Source organism: Pseudomonas sp. MT92 (assembly GCF_058792515.1).
The window spans coordinates 317,915-334,570 of the sequence record NZ_JBXAFA010000005.1 but is presented as its reverse complement, the minus strand read 5'-3'; the positions used below and the strand labels follow the sequence as shown (position 1 = coordinate 334,570).

Sequence of the window (16,656 nt, the reverse complement as noted above, 5' to 3'; positions counted from 1 at the left end):
CGGGGTTATTTTGTGGCAGGTCTTGGTCACGCCACCCAAGACCTGAATAATTGCCTTTAAAGCATCACGGCTCAACCAGTCGCAGCTTGCGGTTACTCGGCGAATTGATCACGTATTTGACGATCAGCCCGACCGGTACCGCCCAGGTAAGACCGTTGAGCGGGTCAGTCACCACCGCGACGGTTTCAGAACTCGCGGCGATGTCCAGGCGCCGACGATCATGGCTCGATTTGAGCTCCCCATAAGCATGACTGACCAGCCTTTCCGCCACATGCATGGGCACATCGACACTTTGCAAATGCTTGACGGCACGACAGAACAACACCTGGTCGTCGAGCAATCCGTCGCTTTCATGTCGAACCAGAAAGGCCTGGGCCATGGCCAGCAGATCCTCATTAAATTCCGGGTTTTCATCGACTTCGTTCATGCTCAAGACTCCTGTTGCGTGTCCGTCGATGTTTCACTGACCGCAACAGGCCGGGCGGCACGGCGCAAGTCCGGCCCGGCGCAAGGTAACCGAACCGCCGGGTTGGGCATTCCACTGGGGGAAAGCTCATGGGTCATTTCGAACTCGGCGCGAACCGACCAGCCGCACGCTTCCGACGTACATTGCAAATAGGCGACCCGCAGAAAAATATGACGGCCCTCGCTGGTTCGGATACGCATCCGGCTCAAGCAGTGCGGACACACCATCTTGTAAGTACTCATGCCTGCTTCCCGGTGGTCATCTGGTGGTAATCGAGATTGTCAAACGCAATACTGCTTGAAGCGTTGCTCGCCAGGATCCGCCCTTGCGAATGGCGCCTGCCGGACAAAGGGAAGTGCAATGGGCAGAAGCGTATTGGGTAAGAACTAAACCCGTAGGAAATCACCTTGCTACCATTAGGAAGTTTCGACATCGTATTCTTCTGATTCATAGTTGACGATTGATTACTCACAAGAAAAAAAGTACTCATTACGCATAAGTTAGGCACTCAAAAAGCATATGTCAAAAGGAAGAGGCTCAAATTGCGTAGCAAAAAATCACAGGCTGTTCTGACGCGCCTGAAGCAAATTACCGGTACAAAAAGCGATGCATCGTTATCCTCCGCACTAAAGATCAGTCCACAAACCCTCAGTAGCTGGAAAGGTCGCGATAGCACACCATACTCATTATGCGTAGATATCGCACAAACCCGTGGCATCTCTCTTGATTGGTTACTGCTCGGTGAAGGGCCGGTATTACGGCCTGTTGCCGGGCACTCACCCGAGGAAAATCAAGACAATTCGAACCGGGAAAATACAATTCTCGCGTTATGGCGATTGCTCAATGAAGAGGATCGCCACGCCATTCAACATGCACTGGAGGAAAAGCGACGCCTGCGTGACATGGAACTTCAACTAGCGGAAATGGCCGCCATCCTTGCGACACTTCAACCAGCCAAAGAAACATAAAGTCATATCTAAACAGAAGTGCGGTTACTTCAAGGCGCGCCATAGCACAATGATATTTCCTTCATTTCGTATGATCAGTACGCATAACAACACGCTCACCACTGAATGCCATGGACTCACAGGTACAGTGGTTATAAGTACATCCATCCCGGCCACGCAAAACAGCCCCCCACACAGGCTGGTCAACAGCCCGTCACGCCAACGGTGTCGCACTTCATCACGCTGATAACAGGCCAGCCTGAATGCACTCAACAAATGAGCAATGCCGGTTATGAGGACAAGTGCAACGGCGTCATCACCCATCATCCTCGCCCTCTCAAATGCCGAACGATTTCCCCCAGGGCGGCACCGTCAATCCACTGCATGAGCTTGATGCTGATGGGAATGACGACCAGCGCACAAAGAAACGCCGTCACGCCCGCTGTCAGGAATGGGGTCAACGGCAGTGCCACCGGCGTGAAGAGATAACCGACGCCCGCCGACAGCAACCAGGAGCCGATACGCTGCCACGCCTTGAAATTGGTGCGCGTCGTGGTCACCAGCCACCCCCCGAGCGATGCGCCGAACAGCACCTCGCCATCAATCGCGGGCAGAGTCGCGATACCCAAGCCCAACAGGAGCCCACCCACACTGTTGTAGGTCGAGTCAGTCAGGCTCATGGGGGCCTCGCCATTCAACCTCGCCCACGCGGATGGCGCCCGACTCAATGGCTTTGAGCAAGGCAGCGCTACGAGACCTGACCGCAAACTTGCGGCGAATATTGGAGAAGTGGAAGTTGACCGTGGATTCCGAACAATTCTGAATCCTGGCGATTTCCCACGAGGTTTTACCTTTGAAGCACCACATCAGGGTTTGTGTTTCTTTGGCCGTCAGTTGCACCGGCAGAGCCTGCGCGCCGCCGCGGGCGCCAGCCAAAGAGTCGAGCATTTGATGCATTGACATAGGAACTCTCTCTTATCAGAACGCCCGTCGTGCGGCGTTCACTGTTAGGAGAGATGTTGAAGACTGGCCTGAACCCGGACAACCGGCGGTCATTGTCCCTGGAAGCGCTACAAAAGATCGTGGTCAAAATGCCTAGCCAAGCACTACCAGGCGATTGGGCAACTCATTGCGCACATGGGTCACCGGCACATGAACCTTGAGTAACTCGCCGCACGCCTCGACGCAGTTGACGAACCCCTGCAACGTCTGCCCTTGCCGCACTTGTTGGGTGAACGTCGCGACAATCGCGTCCCAATTCTTGTCATCCAGGCGACTGGAAATCCCTTCATCCACCAGGATTTCCACATAGCGCTCGGCCTCACAGACGAATATCAACATACCGGTGCGGCCTACCGTGTGGTGCAGGTTTTGCTCCAGGAACTGTCGCCGCGCCAGGTTGGAAGCACGCCAGTGCCGCACCGCGCGCGGGATGAGGTGGGTAGTGATTGTCGGCAGGCGGAACACCAGGCACAGGACGATGAAACTGATCCATTGCACCAGCAGCAGGCTGTGCAGGGTCAACCACCCCGTCAGGTAATGCACGATACCCGGCACCACCAGCGCCAGCAGACTGGCCCAGAGCAGCGGGATGTACGCATAGTCGTCGGCGCGGGCCGCGAGCACCGTCACCAGCTCCGCGTCGGTGTCGCGCTCGACCCGGGCAATGGCCTCGGCCACTTTGCGTTGTTCGTGTTCAGTGAGTAATGCCATGTCTTGAAGATGCCTGTTCGCTATTGTTTTTATCACCAGCCGCCCGACGAACCACCGCCCCCGAAACTGCCCCCGCCGCCGCTGAAGCCCCCGCCGCCACCGCCGCCAAAACCTCCACCGCCGAAACTGCCTCCGGAGCCGCCCGAACCCCCACGGCCGGCGGGAAGGATACCGAGCATCTGGCAGACAAACACAGTCAGGATGAACAGCAGCACCAAAAACACGAAGATACCCGGATGCCGCGAGACGAAATCGTCACCCGGATCGCCTCTGGATTCATAGGCGGTCGATGGCTCGTCCAGGGCGTTGCCACCCAGCACCACCAACATCGCCGCCACTCCGTCGCTAATACCTTTGCTGAAGTGACCGGCCTTGAAGGACGGAGTGATGACCTGATGGATGATCACTGAACTCTGGGCATCGGTCAGGCGATCTTCCAGGCCATAACCGACTTCGATGCGCAGTTTGCGCTCATCACGGGCCACGATCAGCAAGGCTCCGTTGTTCTTGTCCTTCTGCCCGATCCCCCAGTAGCGCCCCAGTTGATAGCCGAAATCGGCGATGTCGGTGCCCTGCAAGTCCGGCACCGTGACCACGACCACCTGCTCGCCGGTGGCTTTTTCATGGGCCTGAAGCTGCTGGGTCAGTTGCTCGCGTACCGCAGGCTCAATCATCTGGGCGTTATCCACCACCCGGCCGGTCAGCTGCGGAAACTTCAATTCGGCCTGGGCCGCCAGGGCAACCCACCAGACCAACAGCATCAGGCCTATCTTCAACGCTCGCATTGGCAACCTCGACAGCACCGACGGTAATTCAGAATTTGACCTCGGGCGCCTTCTCCGAACCCGGCGTGGCTTCGAAGGTCTCGCGAATCGGCAGATTGCTGTACATCACGCTGTGCCACAGGCGTCCGGGGAACGTGCGGATTTCGGTGTTGTACTTCTGCACCGCAAGAATGAAATCGCGGCGGGCGACGGCGATGCGGTTCTCGGTACCTTCAAGTTGCGATTGCAGGGCCAGGAAGTTCTGGTTGGCCTTGAGGTCCGGGTAGCGCTCGGAGACCACCATCAGCCGGCTCAACGCACCACTGAGCTGATCCTGAGCCTGTTGGTATTGCTTGAGTTTTGCCGGGTCGTCCAGGGTCGAAGCATCGACCTGGATCGACGTGGCCTTGGACCGGGCTTCGATCACCGCAGTCAGGGTTGCCTCTTCGTGCTTGGCGTAGCCCTTGACGGTCTCCACCAGATTGGGAATCAGGTCGGCACGGCGCTGATACTGGTTTTGCACCTGGCCCCAGGCAGCCTTGGCCTGTTCATCGAGGGTCGGAATATTGTTGATGCCGCAGGCGGTCAGCAATGTGGCCAGCACCAGCAGCGTGGCGACCTGCAAGCGAGAACGGTAGGTTGGACTGACATTCATCAGGATGATGCTCCCTTGTACATTTAATGAAAAAACCGACCGTGAAACCTTCTGGGTCGGCTCTTGGGGCATAATCGCCCGCGCCTCTGGATTGCAACGGGCCGATGGGCTAAAAAGAGCCCCTGCGCAAAGACGCATCCGATTCGGCTGCCGTATTTTGGCTGTCGTTTATCGAGTCTGCACCCGAACAACAATAGTCGCTCCCTAAATTTTGGCTGGCCGGCGTGTGTACATCGCCGTTTGGGCCCTTGAGAAAACTATTCATGAAGAAGCTGTGTTTGCTGGGCCTGCTCGTCAGCCTGGCCAGTCATAACGTATTGGCCGCCACGACGCCCGCACCTCTGGAGAACAAGGACGCCTTCATCAGCAAACTGATGAAGCAAATGACCCTCGATGAAAAAATCGGCCAGTTACGCCTGATCAGCATCGGCCCGGAAATGCCCCGGGAGCTGATCCGCAAGGAAATCGCGGCTGGCAACATCGGTGGTACGTTCAACTCGATCACCCGCCCGGAAAACCGCCCGATGCAGGACGCGGCGATGCGCAGCCGGCTGAAGATCCCGATGTTCTTCGCCTATGACGTGATCCACGGCCACCGCACCATTTTCCCGATCCCGCTGGCCCTGGCCTCGAGCTGGGACATGGATGCCATCGGCCTGTCCGGGCGCATCGCCGCCAAGGAAGCCGCGGCTGACAGCCTCGACATCACCTTCGCGCCGATGGTCGACATCTCCCGCGACCCGCGCTGGGGTCGCACGTCCGAAGGCTTCGGCGAAGACACTTATCTCGTCTCGCGGATTGCCGGCGTGATGGTCAAGGCGTTCCAGGGCGCCGGCGCGAACGCCGCCGACAGCATCATGGCCAGCGTCAAGCACTTCGCCCTGTACGGCGCGGTCGAGGGCGGTCGCGACTACAACGTGGTCGACATGAGCCCGGTCAAGATGTACCAGGATTACCTGCCGCCCTACCGCGCCGCCATTGACGCCGGCGCTGGCGGGGTGATGGTCGCGCTGAACTCGATCAACGGCGTGCCGGCCACCGCCAACACCTGGCTGATGAACGACCTGCTGCGCAAGGAGTGGGGCTTCAAGGGGCTGGCGGTCAGTGACCACGGCGCGATTTTCGAACTGATCAAGCACGGCGTGGCCGCTGACGGTCGCGAAGCGGCGAAGCTGGCGATCAAGGCCGGCATCCACATGAGCATGAACGACACGCTCTATGGCAAAGAGCTGCCGGGGCTGTTGAAGTCTGGCGAGATCAAGCAAAGCGATATCGACAACGCCGTGCGTGCCGTACTGGGCGCCAAGTACGACATGGGCCTGTTCAAGGACCCGTACCTGCGCATCGGCAAGGCCGAGGATGACCCGGCCGACACCTACGCCGACAGCCGCCTGCACCGCGCCGAAGCCCGCGATGTGGCGCGTCGCAGCCTGGTGCTGCTGAAGAACCGGAACGAGACCCTGCCACTGAAGAAAACCGCGAAAGTCGCGCTGGTCGGACCGCTGGCCAAGGCGCCGATCGACATGATGGGCAGCTGGGCCGCCGCCGGGAAACCCGCGCAATCGGTGACCCTGTTCGACGGCATGAACGCCGCCGTCGCCGACAAGGCAACGCTGATCTACGCCCGTGGCGCCAACATCACCAACGACAAGAAAGTCCTCGATTACCTGAACTTCCTCAACTTCGATGCCCCGGAAGTGGTCGATGACCCGCGTCCGGCCAATGTGCTGATCGATGAGGCAGTCAAGGCCGCCAGGGATGCCGATGTGGTGGTGGCCGCCGTGGGTGAATCCCGTGGCATGTCCCACGAATCCTCGAGCCGCACCGACATCAATATCCCGGAAAACCAGCGCGAGCTGATCCGCGCCTTGAAAGCCACCGGCAAACCGCTGGTGCTGGTACTGATGAATGGCCGTCCGCTGTCGATTCTCGAAGAGAAGGAACAGGCTGACGCGATCCTGGAAACCTGGTTCAGCGGCACCGAAGGCGGCAACGCCATCGCCGACGTGCTGTTCGGCGACTACAACCCGTCCGGCAAACTGCCGATCACCTTCCCGCGTTCGGTGGGGCAGATTCCGACCTACTACAACCACCTGACCATTGGCCGGCCGTTCACGCCGGGCAAACCGGGCAACTACACCTCGCAGTATTTCGATGACACCACCGGCCCCCTGTACCCGTTCGGCTATGGCCTGAGCTACACCGACTTCAGCCTGAGCGAGATGGCCCTGTCATCGACCACGCTGAACAAGACCGGCAAGCTCGACGCCAGCGTCACGGTGAAAAACACTGGCCAGCGTGACGGCGAAACCGTGGTGCAGCTGTACATCCAGGACGTGACCGGCTCAATGATCCGGCCGATCAAGGAACTGAAGAACTTCCAGAAAGTGATGCTCAAGGCCGGCGAACAGAAGGTCGTGCACTTCACCATCACCGAGGACGACCTGAAGTTCTTCAACGCCCAGCTCAAGTACGCGGCGGAACCGGGCAAGTTCAACGTGCAGATCGGCCTGGATTCCGAGGACGTGACGCAGCAGAGCTTTGAACTGCTGTAATCCTTAGAGCTGCATGAAGTACCTGTGGGAGCGAGCTCGCTCCCACAGTGTTTTTGGGTGTAGCACCTATCCCCGGCGATCCAGCAGATTCACCACCAGCCGATCCACCCATCCCCATACCCTCTGCTTCACCCGCCGCCACAGCGGTCGGCGCTTCCACGACTCCAGGCTCACTTCCTGGCTCAAGGCGAAGTCGTTTTCGAAACTCGCCTTCACCGCCCGGGTCAGTCCGGCGTCCAGTGATTCAAGGTTGGCTTCGAGGTTGAAACGCAAATTCCAGTGATCGAAATTGCACGAGCCGATGCTCACCCAGTCATCGATCAGAACCATTTTCAAATGCAGGAAGCAGGGCTGGTACTCAAAAATCCTCACCCCGGACTTGAGCAGTCGCGGGTAGTAGCGATGCCCGGCATAGCGCACGGAAGGGTGATCGGTTCGCGGCCCGGTCAGCAGCAGCCGTACATCGACACCGCGACCCGCCGCGCGACGCAATGAACGCCGGACTCTCCAGGTCGGCAGAAAATAAGGGGTGGCGAGCCAGACTCGCTTGTGCCCGCTGTTCAAGGCACGAACCAGCGAATGCAGGATGTCCCGATGCTGGCGGGCGTCGGCATAGGCGACCCGGCCCATGCCCTCGCCCGTGGAGGGCACCCGCGGCAAGCGCGGCAGGCCGAAGTGTGAGGCGGGTTTCCAGGCGCGGCGATGGCGGTTGGCGATCCATTGCCGATCGAACAGCAACTGCCAGTCGAGGACCAGCGGCCCCGTGATTTCCACCATCACCTCGTGCCACTCACTGACATCCTCGCCCGGCGTCCAGAATTCATCGGTGACACCGGTGCCGCCGACCACCGCCAGGCTCTGGTCCACCAGCAACAGCTTGCGGTGATCGCGGTAGAAATTACCGACCCAACGCCGCCAGCTCAGGCGATTGTAGAAACGCAGCTCGACCCCGGCGGCCATCAGGCGCTGACGCAGGTTCAACGTGAAGGCCAGGCTGCCGTAATCATCGAACAGGCAACGCACGCGCACACCACGCTCGGCGGCCTGGACCAGCGCCTGAACCATGGCCTCGGCGCAGGCACCTGCCTCCACCAGGTACAACTCCAGTTCAACTTGCTCTTGGGCACGGGCAATCGCCACCAGCATGCGCGGAAAAAACTGCGGCCCGTCGATCAGCAGTTCGAAGTGGTTGCCTTCACGCCAGGGAAAGACGGGGCCGGCCATGTCAGCGCGCCGTGAAGATCAGGACCGCACCCACCGGCACCGACAGGCTGATCGCCGACAGCCCAGCGAGCTTGCGCAACGCTTCCAGGCCGGGGGCCAGGTCGAAGTCTTCGGCATTGATCACCACCGGCTCCAGCGTCACCACCTGAAAGCGCCGGTCATCGAGACGGGTCGCCAGCAACTCGGTGTTGTAGGTGTGTTGCTGGCCATGCAGGTTGACGGTGAGCGGCAAGCGCAGTTCCAGCTGCGCACCGGGGGCAAGATCGTTGATCGGGCGCAGATCGATCTGCGTGGTGATCAGCGCTTCGGGAAACTTGTCGATCTCGAACAGTTCTTTGCGCATGCGCTCGTCGCGCAACGGAATGCCGCTGTTGATCGATTCAAGCTCGACCTCCACCTCGGCCGCCCCTTTGGGATCGACCTTGCCGTGCAACACCAGAAAGCGCTGCACTTCGGAAACATTGGCGTTTTTGGTACTGACGAACGACAGCCGCGAAGACTCGCCGTCCAGGTACCAGTTGGCCTGGGCCGACAATGAAGCGCCGGCCAACAGCAGGATGGAGAAGCTTTTGATGATGGAACGCTTGAACATAGTGACTCGTGGGGCAGATAAACCTGTGCTGAACCTTAACTGCCCTGACACAGGTTGCAAACATTAATGCCAAAGAGCCTGAATCAAAGGCACACGTCTGTGGCAAACCCCCTCGCCACAAAAAACGTCGATTCAGTCAAGGCGACAGCCTTGACGCTCACCGATCCACACGGAACTGTTGCTGCGTCCCAAACCGCTGACGGTAACGCGCTTGCTGGCGGCGTCATCGGTAAACCCGCTGATGGGCAGCCACTGTTTCACGTAGCCACGGCAGTACTCGGCGCCGTTATTCATCACGTAGCGACACGAGCAATATTCCTTGGCGGTGTAGGCGCTGATGATGTCCGGGAACGCCGACAGCGCCACCCGCTCCCGCCAGATCCAGCCGGACAAGACGATCAGCACAATCAACAGCAGGGTGCTGAACGGCCGGCGACGAACGAAGCTGCGACGGTTCATGGCTGCACCTTGCCGCCAAAGGCCTTGAGCGCGAGTTTGAGTAACTGGTTGTGTTGGTAACTGTCGTCGCGGTCATCGCCGTAGCGCACGATCACCAGGTTTTCGCTGGGGATCACGTACATCGCCTGCCCCCAGTGTCCGAGTGCGGCGAAAGTGTCTGCGGGTGCGTCGGGCCAGGGCTGGGGCGCGCCCTCCACGGCGCGGTTGAGCCACCAGTGGCCGCCGGGCACGGCGTCATCCTGCCTGGCGTGATAGCGGGCGAAGGGTTCGCGGTTGAAGGCCACCCAATCCTTGGGCAGCAACTGGCGCTCGCCCCAGCGCCCGTCGCGGGCCATCAACAGGCCGACCCGCGCCAGATCCCGCGCGGTGAGGTAGGCGTAGGACGAGGCGACGAAGATACCCGTGGCGTCGGTTTCCCAGATGGCATGGCGAATGCCCAGGGGTTCAAACAGCGCGGTCCACGGATAGTCTGCATAGCGGGCCGGACCGACGATGCCCTTCAGCGCGGCGGACAACAGACCGCTGTCACCGCTGGAGTAACGAAACACCTGACCCGGCGCGGTGTAGGCGTCCTGATCGACGGTAAACGCCGCCATGTCGCGGTGCCCACGGGTGTAGAGCATCGCCACCACCGAGGATTTCAATGGCGCGTATTCGTAGTCTTCCTGCCAGTCCAGGCCCGAGGCCCAGTGCAGCAGGTCGGCCATGGTCATGTCAGGGTGTTTTTTCAGTGGCGGATAGAACTTCGCCACCGGGTCCTGCAGATTGAACCGGCCTTCGCCGTAGGCCACGCCCAGCACCGTGGCCATCAGGCTCTTGCTGATGGACCAGGTCAGGTGTGGCGTTGCGGCGGTGGTCGGGCCAGCGTAACGCTCGAAGATCAACTGGCCATCGCGAATCACCAGCAAGGCATCGGTGCGGACACCCTGGCGAGTGGTGTCGTTGCGCGGTGGGAAGGCGTAATTCTCAAACGTCCGAAGCGCAGGCCCGGTGACGCTCGGGCCGGGTGACCACTGTTCGCCAGGCCAGTTTTCAGCGTGGGCCGCGAGACTGAACAGCAACACAACAAACAGCGACAGGCCTTTGGGCATGGCGAGTGCTCGTGGGGATTAACCTTCTGAGCCTAGTCGAGGTTGATGACAGTTTTGAAAATTGCATTGCCGGAACGATGGCTATCGCGTTGGGGCCAGTCAGATCGCCGCCAATGCTTTGGCAAGACGCTTGCCCCGTGCCCCCGTTGCCAGATCCATCACCGCCTGATCGCGCTGCCACATCGCCGCCCACTGTGGCGGGCCTTCGGCCAGCGCTTGATTGATTTCAGCCTTGAGTCCCTCGAACTGCGCAAACAAGCCGCCGAGCAACACATGCCCGCACGGATTGTTCGGTGCCTGGCGGCTGACTTCCGCGCACCCGGCCAGCAGCGCCAGCAAGCGCAGTTGCAAGGCTTGCGGCCAATCACTGTCCTGGCCGACGCCGTACAGCCACGCCGTCATGGCGCTCAACACATAGATGTCTTCCAGGGTTCGGAACGGTTTGACGTAGGCGTCCCAACCGTCCCCGGCCAGTAACTCGCACAAAGCGTTGTCCAGAAACACCCGGCCATGGCTGACGTCCGGCATCAACGGGATCGCCGCCAGTTTTTCCACTCGCACGCCCGGTTCATCGGGATAAACCACCGCCAGGCTCAGACACGGATCGTCGCCGGGGGCCTCACTGCGCGCCGCGATCAACAGCCAGTCGGCGGCATCGCCAGCGGTGACAAAATCCTTGCGCCCGCTCAAGCGCAAATCGTGCAGACGGGTTTGCATGTCCGCCACTCGCAGGCTGCGCTGCTCAGTGGCGCATAACGCGCCGAGGCTCAACGGCGCGCTCGGCCACAACATGCGCAACGCCGCTTGATACCCCACCAGAAATGCCAGCCCCGGGGTCGCCATCATCCGCCCCCCCGCCACCGCCAAATCAAAGGGCGTGACCGAGCCCAAGAGGTGCAACAAGGTCGCGAAGCCCTCACCCAGGTCCGGGTTGGCGGGCAAGCGATCGCGGCGAATCAACAGGTTTTGCCAGGGCATAAGAGGCTCCTTGTGGGCTGTCATATAAGCATCACCAAAGCTTAACGGCGATGACACCGGCGCTACATAGCCTGACTTTGCACAACACGGCTGCATAAAGAAAGTCGACCGGCTGCACCCAAAGACGAGTGAACAGCCCGCACGGAGATTCGCCATGACTCAGATCGCCCGCATCAGCGACACCGGCAACGAACGCCGCCTGCAAGCCGAACGCCTGGTCGGCATCGAGGCTCTGCAGGAAGCCCAGGCCCTGCGCTTCAACGTGTTCAGCGGCGAATTCAACGCCACACTCAAGGGCGCGGAACTGGGTCTGGACATGGACGACTATGATGTTCACTGCGCCCACATCGGCGTGCGTGACCTCAACACCGGGCGCCTGGTGGCCACCACTCGTTTGCTCGATCACACCGCCGCCAGCAGCCTGGGCAAGTTTTACAGCGAAGAAGAATTCAGCCTGCACGGCCTGATCCATCTGCAAGGCCCGATCCTGGAAATCGGCCGCACCTGCGTCGACCCGGCCTACCGCAACGGCGGCACCATCGCCGTGCTCTGGAGCGAACTGGCCGAAGTGCTGAACCAGGGTGGCTACAGCTACTTGATGGGGTGCGCGAGCATTCCGATGCAGGACGGCGGGATTCAGGCCCACGCGATCATGCAGCGCCTGCGCGAACGCTACCTGTGCACCGAACACCTGCGGGCCGAGCCGAAGAAGCCGCTGCCGACCCTGGATATTCCATCGAACGTGATCGCCGAAATGCCGCCGCTGCTCAAGGCCTACATGCGCCTGGGGGCGAAAATCTGCGGCGAGCCGTGCTGGGACGAAGACTTCCAGGTCGCGGACGTGTTCATCCTGCTCAAGCGCGATGAGCTCTGCCCACGTTACGCCAAACACTTCAAGGCGGCTGTGTGATGCGTCGGTTGCGCGTGTACGCGCGAATCGCGCGGGTGCTGCTGGTGGTCGGGCTCGGCCTGAGCATGGCCACCGTGTTCGGGGTGTTCGAGCGCCTGGGCATGGCGCACTCGATGGAACGCCGTCAGCGCTGGTCGCGTTTTTTCATGGCGCGCCTGAGCAACGCCCTGCCCTTCGACGTGACGGTGCAAGGGGAACTGCCGAAGACGTCGATGCTCTGGGTCAGCAACCATGTGTCCTGGACCGACATCCCGTTGCTGGGGATGCTCACGCCGTTGTCGTTCCTGTCCAAGGCCGAAGTGCGTACCTGGCCGGTGGCGGGCTGGCTGGCGGCCAAGGCCGGCAGTCTGTTCATCCGTCGCGGCTCGGGCGACAGCCAGTTGATCCGCAAACAGATGACTCGCCACCTGGAGCAGGCACACCCGCTGCTGATGTTCCCGGAAGGCACCACCACCGATGGCCGTTCGCTGCGCACCTTTCACGGTCGCTTGTTGTCGGCGGCGATTGATTCCGAAGTGAAGCTGCAACCGGTGGCGATTCGTTATGTGCGTGACGGTGAGCCTTGCATGCTGGCACCGTTTATTGGCGAAGATGATTTGCTGTCGCACCTGATGCGTTTGTTTGCCAACGACCGGGGGCAAGTGGAAATCCATCTGCTCAAGCCGATCGCTTGCGAAGGTCGCGAACGCGCCGCACTGGCGTTCGAGGCGCAGCAGGCGGTGCAGAAGGTGTTGTTTGGGGCGATTCCGGAGAAACAACCGGCGCCGATGCGCCCCGCTATCGCGGCCTGAACACATCCCCCCTGTGGGAGCTGGCTTGCCAGCGATAGCGGTGGGTCAGCCAATGGAGATGTTGGATGATCCGGACTTATCGCTGGCAAGCCAGCTCCCACAGTGATCTATGTTGTCGGATGGCTCTGCGCAAAATCCTGAAGCTGCGGATAGAACAACCGAAAGTCCTCGCTCAACGGCTCGTACAACACCCGCAATTCCTGCATCGCGGCGGCCAGTTCCTCAGGCCGGGTCAAGCGCCGGGAAATCCCCCTCAGCACCTGTTCCAGCACCTCAAACTCCCGGTAAGACCCCAACCAGTCATTGGCCACCATGTGCGGTGCGATTTTCGCCAGCCGTTCGGGCAACTGCCGCTCACTGGACAACACCCGGTATACATCCGAGGTGAAATGCTCCAGCGGCCGATCCGCGTACAGCACCCAGTCCCGCGCCAGGCAGTGGTCGAAAAATACGTCGAGGACGATCCCGGCATAGCGCCTGCGCGTCAGGGAAAACCGCGACAACGAAGCATCCACCAACGGGTGGCGATCGGTGAACACGTCGATGCTGCGATGCAGCTGGATGGCCGTTTCGATCTCCGGATCGAACTGCCCTTGCAGCCGTCCCTTGACGAAATCGCCATACAGACTGCCGAGCAGTTGACCGGGACGCTGGCCACCGAGGTGAAGATGTGCGAGATAGTTCATGGGCGCAGCTTAGCACTGCCCCCAATAACTACACACCAACGCATCGTTATAACTCGATATACCGAAATGTGAGCTGGTCAGAGCCAAATCATATTTGTATATCGCGAAATACCGATTTAAAGTTCGCCCCATCGCGATATAGCGTTTTAATCATCACGAGCCCACACCCATGACCCTCAATCTCGACGAAATAATAAAAGCCCTGGCGCACCCGGTACGGCGAGAAATCCTGCACTGGCTCAAAGACCCGGACGTCGAATTTCCAGACCAGACCCACAGCAACGAGCACGGCGTTTGCGCCGGGCAGATCGATCAACGTTGCGGCTTGTCGCAGTCCACGGTGTCCGCGCACCTGGCGACCCTGCAACGCGCCGGCCTGATCAGCAGCCGCAAAGTCGGCCAATGGCATTTCTTCAAACGCAACGAGGAAACCATCCAGGCGTTCCTCAAGACCTTCAGCAAAGAGCTCTGACCCTTAACGTCAGTCGGCTCAAAAAAGGAATTAACCCATGCCCCTCTCGCTACTCATCCTGGCCCTGAGCGCCTTCGCCATCGGCACCACGGAATTCGTCATCATGGGTTTGCTGCCCAACGTGGCGGCCGACCTCGGTGTGTCGATCCCCGGCGCCGGCTGGCTGGTGACCGGATACGCCCTGGGCGTGGCCATCGGTGCGCCGTTCATGGCGCTGGCCACCGCCAAACTGCCGCGCAAGGCTGCGCTGGTGGCGTTGATGGGCATATTCATTGTCGGCAACCTGCTGTGCGCGGTGGCCAGTGACTACAACGTGCTGATGCTCGCCCGTGTGGTGACAGCGCTGTGCCACGGTGCCTTCTTCGGGATTGGCTCGGTGGTGGCGGCGGGCCTGGTGCCGGCCAACAAACGTGCATCGGCCGTGGCCTTGATGTTCACCGGCCTGACCCTGGCCAACGTCCTCGGCGTGCCGCTGGGCACCGCGCTCGGTCAGGAAGCCGGCTGGCGCTCGACCTTCTGGGCGGTGACGGTCATCGGTGTGATCGCGCTGATCGGCCTGATTCGTTTTCTGCCGGCCAAGCGCGATGAAGAAACACTCGACATGCGTGCCGAACTGCGCGCCCTCAAAGGCGCCGGCATCTGGTTGTCCCTGAGCATGACCGTGCTGTTCGCCGCCTCGGTGTTCACCCTCTTTACCTACGTCGCGCCGCTGCTGGGCGAAGTCACCGGCGTCTCGCCCCGTGGCGTGACCTGGAGCCTGATGCTCATCGGCCTGGGCCTGACCGTCGGCAACATCATCGGCGGCAAGCTGGCGGACAAAGGCCTGGCCGCGACGCTGATCGGCGTCTTCATCGCCATGGCCGTGGTCTCCACCGTACTGACCTGGACCAGCGTCGCGCTGATCCCCACCGAAATCACCCTGTTCCTCTGGGCCACCGCGTGTTTCGCCGCCGTGCCGGCCCTGCAAGTCAACGTGGTGACCTACGGCAAGGCCGCGCCGAACCTGGTGTCGACCCTGAACATCGGCGCATTCAACGTCGGCAACGCACTCGGCGCCTGGATCGGCGGCAGCGTGATTGCCCACGGCTTCGGCCTGACCAGCGTACCACTCGCCGCAGCGGCACTGGCGGTGCTCGCCCTGCTGGCAACCCTGATCACTTTCCGCCAGAGCGGCAATCCCGAACTGGCTCCTGCGACTAACTGATTGACCATTACCTCACGAGGGTTGTAATTAATGACGACTATTTTCGATCCGATCAAACTGGGCGACCTTGAACTGTCCAACCGCATCATCATGGCCCCGTTGACCCGCTGCCGCGCCGACGAAGGCCGAGTGCCGAACGCGCTGATGGCCGAGTACTACGTACAACGCGCCTCTGCCGGCCTGATCCTCAGCGAGGCCACTTCGGTCACGCCGATGGGCGTTGGCTACCCGGACACCCCGGGCATCTGGTCCAACGATCAGGTACGCGGCTGGACCAACGTCACCAAAGCCATCCACGGCGCCGGCGGCAAGATCTTCCTGCAACTGTGGCATGTCGGCCGGATCTCCCATGAGTCGTACCTGAACGGCGAAAAACCGGTCGCGCCAAGCGCCATCCAGCCAAAGGGTCACGTCAGCCTGGTTCGCCCGTTGTCCGACTACCCGACCCCGCGCGCCCTGGAAACCGCCGAAATCGCTGACATCGTCGACGCCTACCGCGTCGGTGCCGAGAACGCCAAGGCCGCCGGTTTCGACGGCGTGGAAATCCACGGCGCCAACGGCTACCTGCTCGACCAGTTCCTGCAAAGCAGCACCAACCAGCGAACCGACATCTACGGTGGCTCCCTGGAAAACCGTGCACGCCTGTTGCTGGAAGTGACCGACGCCGCGATCGAAGTCTGGGGCGCCGGCCGCGTCGGTGTACACCTGTCGCCACGTGCCGACTCCCATGACATGGGCGACGACAACCTGGCCGAGACCTTCACCTACGTGGCCCGCGAACTGGGCAAGCGCGGCATCGCCTTTATCTGCTCCCGCGAGAAAGAAGGCGCTGACAGCCTCGGCCCACAAATCAAGGAAGCCTTTGGTGGCCCGTACATCATCAACGAACGCTTCACCAAGGACAGCGCTAACGCCTGGCTGGCCGCCGGCAAGGCTGACGCCGTCGCTTTCGGTGTACCGTTCATTGCCAACCCGGACCTGCCGGCACGCCTGAAGGCCGACGCGCCGCTGAACGAGGCTCATCCGGAAACCTTCTACGGTAAAGGTCCGGTGGGTTATATCGACTACCCGACGTTGTAATGGTCAGCCGTTGAAATGCAAAAGCCCCGACTTGAGAGAGTTGGGGCTTTTTTGTTGCCCTTGACAGCG

Annotated in this window: 21 protein-coding genes; 7 read left to right on the top strand and 14 right to left on the bottom strand. The window is 60.8% G+C overall.

Annotated features, from left to right (window positions below):
- Positions 1-64 precede the first annotated feature (64 nt).
- Positions 65-427: a hypothetical protein gene (locus AC1Q6D_RS11945; protein WP_103406913.1), complete on the bottom strand. Its 363-nt coding sequence runs from the start codon at positions 425-427 to the stop codon at positions 65-67.
- Between the two features lie 2 nt (positions 428-429).
- Complete coding sequence (locus tag AC1Q6D_RS11940; RefSeq protein ID WP_103406914.1) at positions 430-708, bottom strand: Ogr/Delta-like zinc finger protein; 279 nt, start codon at positions 706-708, stop codon at positions 430-432.
- Between the two features lie 300 nt (positions 709-1,008).
- Here AC1Q6D_RS11940 and AC1Q6D_RS11935 point away from each other — a divergent pair, with 300 nt between their 5' ends.
- Positions 1,009-1,434 (top strand): helix-turn-helix domain-containing protein, encoded by a 426-nt coding sequence (locus AC1Q6D_RS11935; protein WP_103406915.1) that lies wholly within the window; start codon positions 1,009-1,011, stop codon positions 1,432-1,434.
- Between the two features lie 24 nt (positions 1,435-1,458).
- On the opposite strand, the gene AC1Q6D_RS11930 is transcribed toward AC1Q6D_RS11935, so the two are convergent.
- The 6 genes from AC1Q6D_RS11930 to AC1Q6D_RS11905 form a co-directional block, all read right to left on the bottom strand.
- Complete coding sequence (locus tag AC1Q6D_RS11930) at positions 1,459-1,737, bottom strand: phage holin family protein (protein ID WP_103406919.1); 279 nt, start codon at positions 1,735-1,737, stop codon at positions 1,459-1,461.
- Complete coding sequence (locus AC1Q6D_RS11925; RefSeq protein ID WP_103406916.1) at positions 1,737-2,093, bottom strand: putative holin; 357 nt, start codon at positions 2,091-2,093, stop codon at positions 1,737-1,739. The genes AC1Q6D_RS11930 and AC1Q6D_RS11925 overlap by 1 nt, the downstream gene beginning before the upstream one ends.
- On the bottom strand, positions 2,080-2,376 hold the full coding sequence (locus AC1Q6D_RS11920) for a helix-turn-helix domain-containing protein (protein ID WP_103406917.1): 297 nt from the start codon (positions 2,374-2,376) through the stop codon (positions 2,080-2,082). Before AC1Q6D_RS11920 ends, AC1Q6D_RS11925 begins: the two co-directional genes overlap by 14 nt.
- Before the next feature lie 132 nt (positions 2,377-2,508).
- A complete protein-coding gene (locus tag AC1Q6D_RS11915) occupies positions 2,509-3,126 on the bottom strand; it encodes a TPM domain-containing protein (protein WP_103406918.1) in 618 nt (205 codons plus the stop codon).
- Between the two features lie 32 nt (positions 3,127-3,158).
- Positions 3,159-3,911 (bottom strand): TPM domain-containing protein, encoded by a 753-nt coding sequence (locus AC1Q6D_RS11910; protein ID WP_492618467.1) that lies wholly within the window; start codon positions 3,909-3,911, stop codon positions 3,159-3,161.
- Positions 3,912-3,939: 28 nt separating this feature from the next.
- Positions 3,940-4,545 (bottom strand): LemA family protein, encoded by a 606-nt coding sequence (locus tag AC1Q6D_RS11905; protein WP_103403521.1) that lies wholly within the window; start codon positions 4,543-4,545, stop codon positions 3,940-3,942.
- Positions 4,546-4,808: 263 nt separating this feature from the next.
- Between AC1Q6D_RS11905 and bglX the strand changes: the two genes are divergently transcribed.
- Positions 4,809-7,100 (top strand): beta-glucosidase BglX, encoded by a 2,292-nt coding sequence (bglX, locus tag AC1Q6D_RS11900; protein ID WP_103403522.1) that lies wholly within the window; start codon positions 4,809-4,811, stop codon positions 7,098-7,100.
- A 66-nt stretch (positions 7,101-7,166) separates the two neighbouring features.
- Here the strand turns inward: bglX and AC1Q6D_RS11895 are convergent, their stop codons facing one another.
- The 5 genes from AC1Q6D_RS11895 to AC1Q6D_RS11875 form a co-directional block, all read right to left on the bottom strand.
- Positions 7,167-8,324 (bottom strand): phospholipase D-like domain-containing protein, encoded by a 1,158-nt coding sequence (locus tag AC1Q6D_RS11895; RefSeq protein ID WP_103403523.1) that lies wholly within the window; start codon positions 8,322-8,324, stop codon positions 7,167-7,169.
- A gap of 1 nt (position 8,325) precedes the next feature.
- On the bottom strand, positions 8,326-8,916 hold the full coding sequence (locus tag AC1Q6D_RS11890; RefSeq protein ID WP_103403524.1) for a YceI family protein: 591 nt from the start codon (positions 8,914-8,916) through the stop codon (positions 8,326-8,328).
- 132 nt (positions 8,917-9,048) lie between these two features.
- Positions 9,049-9,375: a hypothetical protein gene (locus AC1Q6D_RS11885; protein WP_047526539.1), complete on the bottom strand. Its 327-nt coding sequence runs from the start codon at positions 9,373-9,375 to the stop codon at positions 9,049-9,051.
- Positions 9,372-10,466, bottom strand: a complete 1,095-nt coding sequence (locus AC1Q6D_RS11880) for a serine hydrolase domain-containing protein (protein WP_103403525.1) — start codon at positions 10,464-10,466, stop codon at positions 9,372-9,374. The genes AC1Q6D_RS11885 and AC1Q6D_RS11880 overlap by 4 nt, the downstream gene beginning before the upstream one ends.
- Before the next feature lie 99 nt (positions 10,467-10,565).
- On the bottom strand, positions 10,566-11,444 hold the full coding sequence (locus AC1Q6D_RS11875; protein ID WP_103403526.1) for an acyl-CoA dehydrogenase family protein: 879 nt from the start codon (positions 11,442-11,444) through the stop codon (positions 10,566-10,568).
- A gap of 154 nt (positions 11,445-11,598) precedes the next feature.
- Between AC1Q6D_RS11875 and olsB the strand changes: the two genes are divergently transcribed.
- Positions 11,599-12,354 (top strand): L-ornithine N(alpha)-acyltransferase, encoded by a 756-nt coding sequence (gene olsB / locus AC1Q6D_RS11870; RefSeq protein ID WP_103403527.1) that lies wholly within the window; start codon positions 11,599-11,601, stop codon positions 12,352-12,354.
- Positions 12,354-13,145 carry a lysophospholipid acyltransferase family protein gene (locus AC1Q6D_RS11865; RefSeq protein WP_103403528.1) on the top strand — a complete coding sequence of 264 codons (792 nt, stop codon included), beginning with the start codon at positions 12,354-12,356 and terminating at the stop codon, positions 13,143-13,145. Before olsB ends, AC1Q6D_RS11865 begins: the two co-directional genes overlap by 1 nt.
- A gap of 107 nt (positions 13,146-13,252) precedes the next feature.
- Here AC1Q6D_RS11865 and AC1Q6D_RS11860 read toward each other — a convergent pair whose 3' ends face one another.
- Entirely contained in the window at positions 13,253-13,831 is a 579-nt protein-coding gene (locus AC1Q6D_RS11860; protein ID WP_103403529.1) for an acyl carrier protein phosphodiesterase, read from the bottom strand.
- 169 nt (positions 13,832-14,000) lie between these two features.
- On the opposite strand from AC1Q6D_RS11860, the gene AC1Q6D_RS11855 reads away from it, so the two are divergent.
- The 3 genes from AC1Q6D_RS11855 to AC1Q6D_RS11845 are packed head-to-tail and all read left to right on the top strand — an operon-like array spanning position 14,001 to position 16,587.
- Entirely contained in the window at positions 14,001-14,303 is a 303-nt protein-coding gene (locus AC1Q6D_RS11855; RefSeq protein ID WP_103403530.1) for an ArsR/SmtB family transcription factor, read from the top strand.
- A 37-nt stretch (positions 14,304-14,340) separates the two neighbouring features.
- Positions 14,341-15,507, top strand: a complete 1,167-nt coding sequence (locus AC1Q6D_RS11850; protein ID WP_103403531.1) for an MFS transporter — start codon at positions 14,341-14,343, stop codon at positions 15,505-15,507.
- Between the two features lie 30 nt (positions 15,508-15,537).
- Positions 15,538-16,587 (top strand): alkene reductase, encoded by a 1,050-nt coding sequence (locus AC1Q6D_RS11845; RefSeq protein WP_103403532.1) that lies wholly within the window; start codon positions 15,538-15,540, stop codon positions 16,585-16,587.
- Positions 16,588-16,656 lie beyond the last annotated feature (69 nt).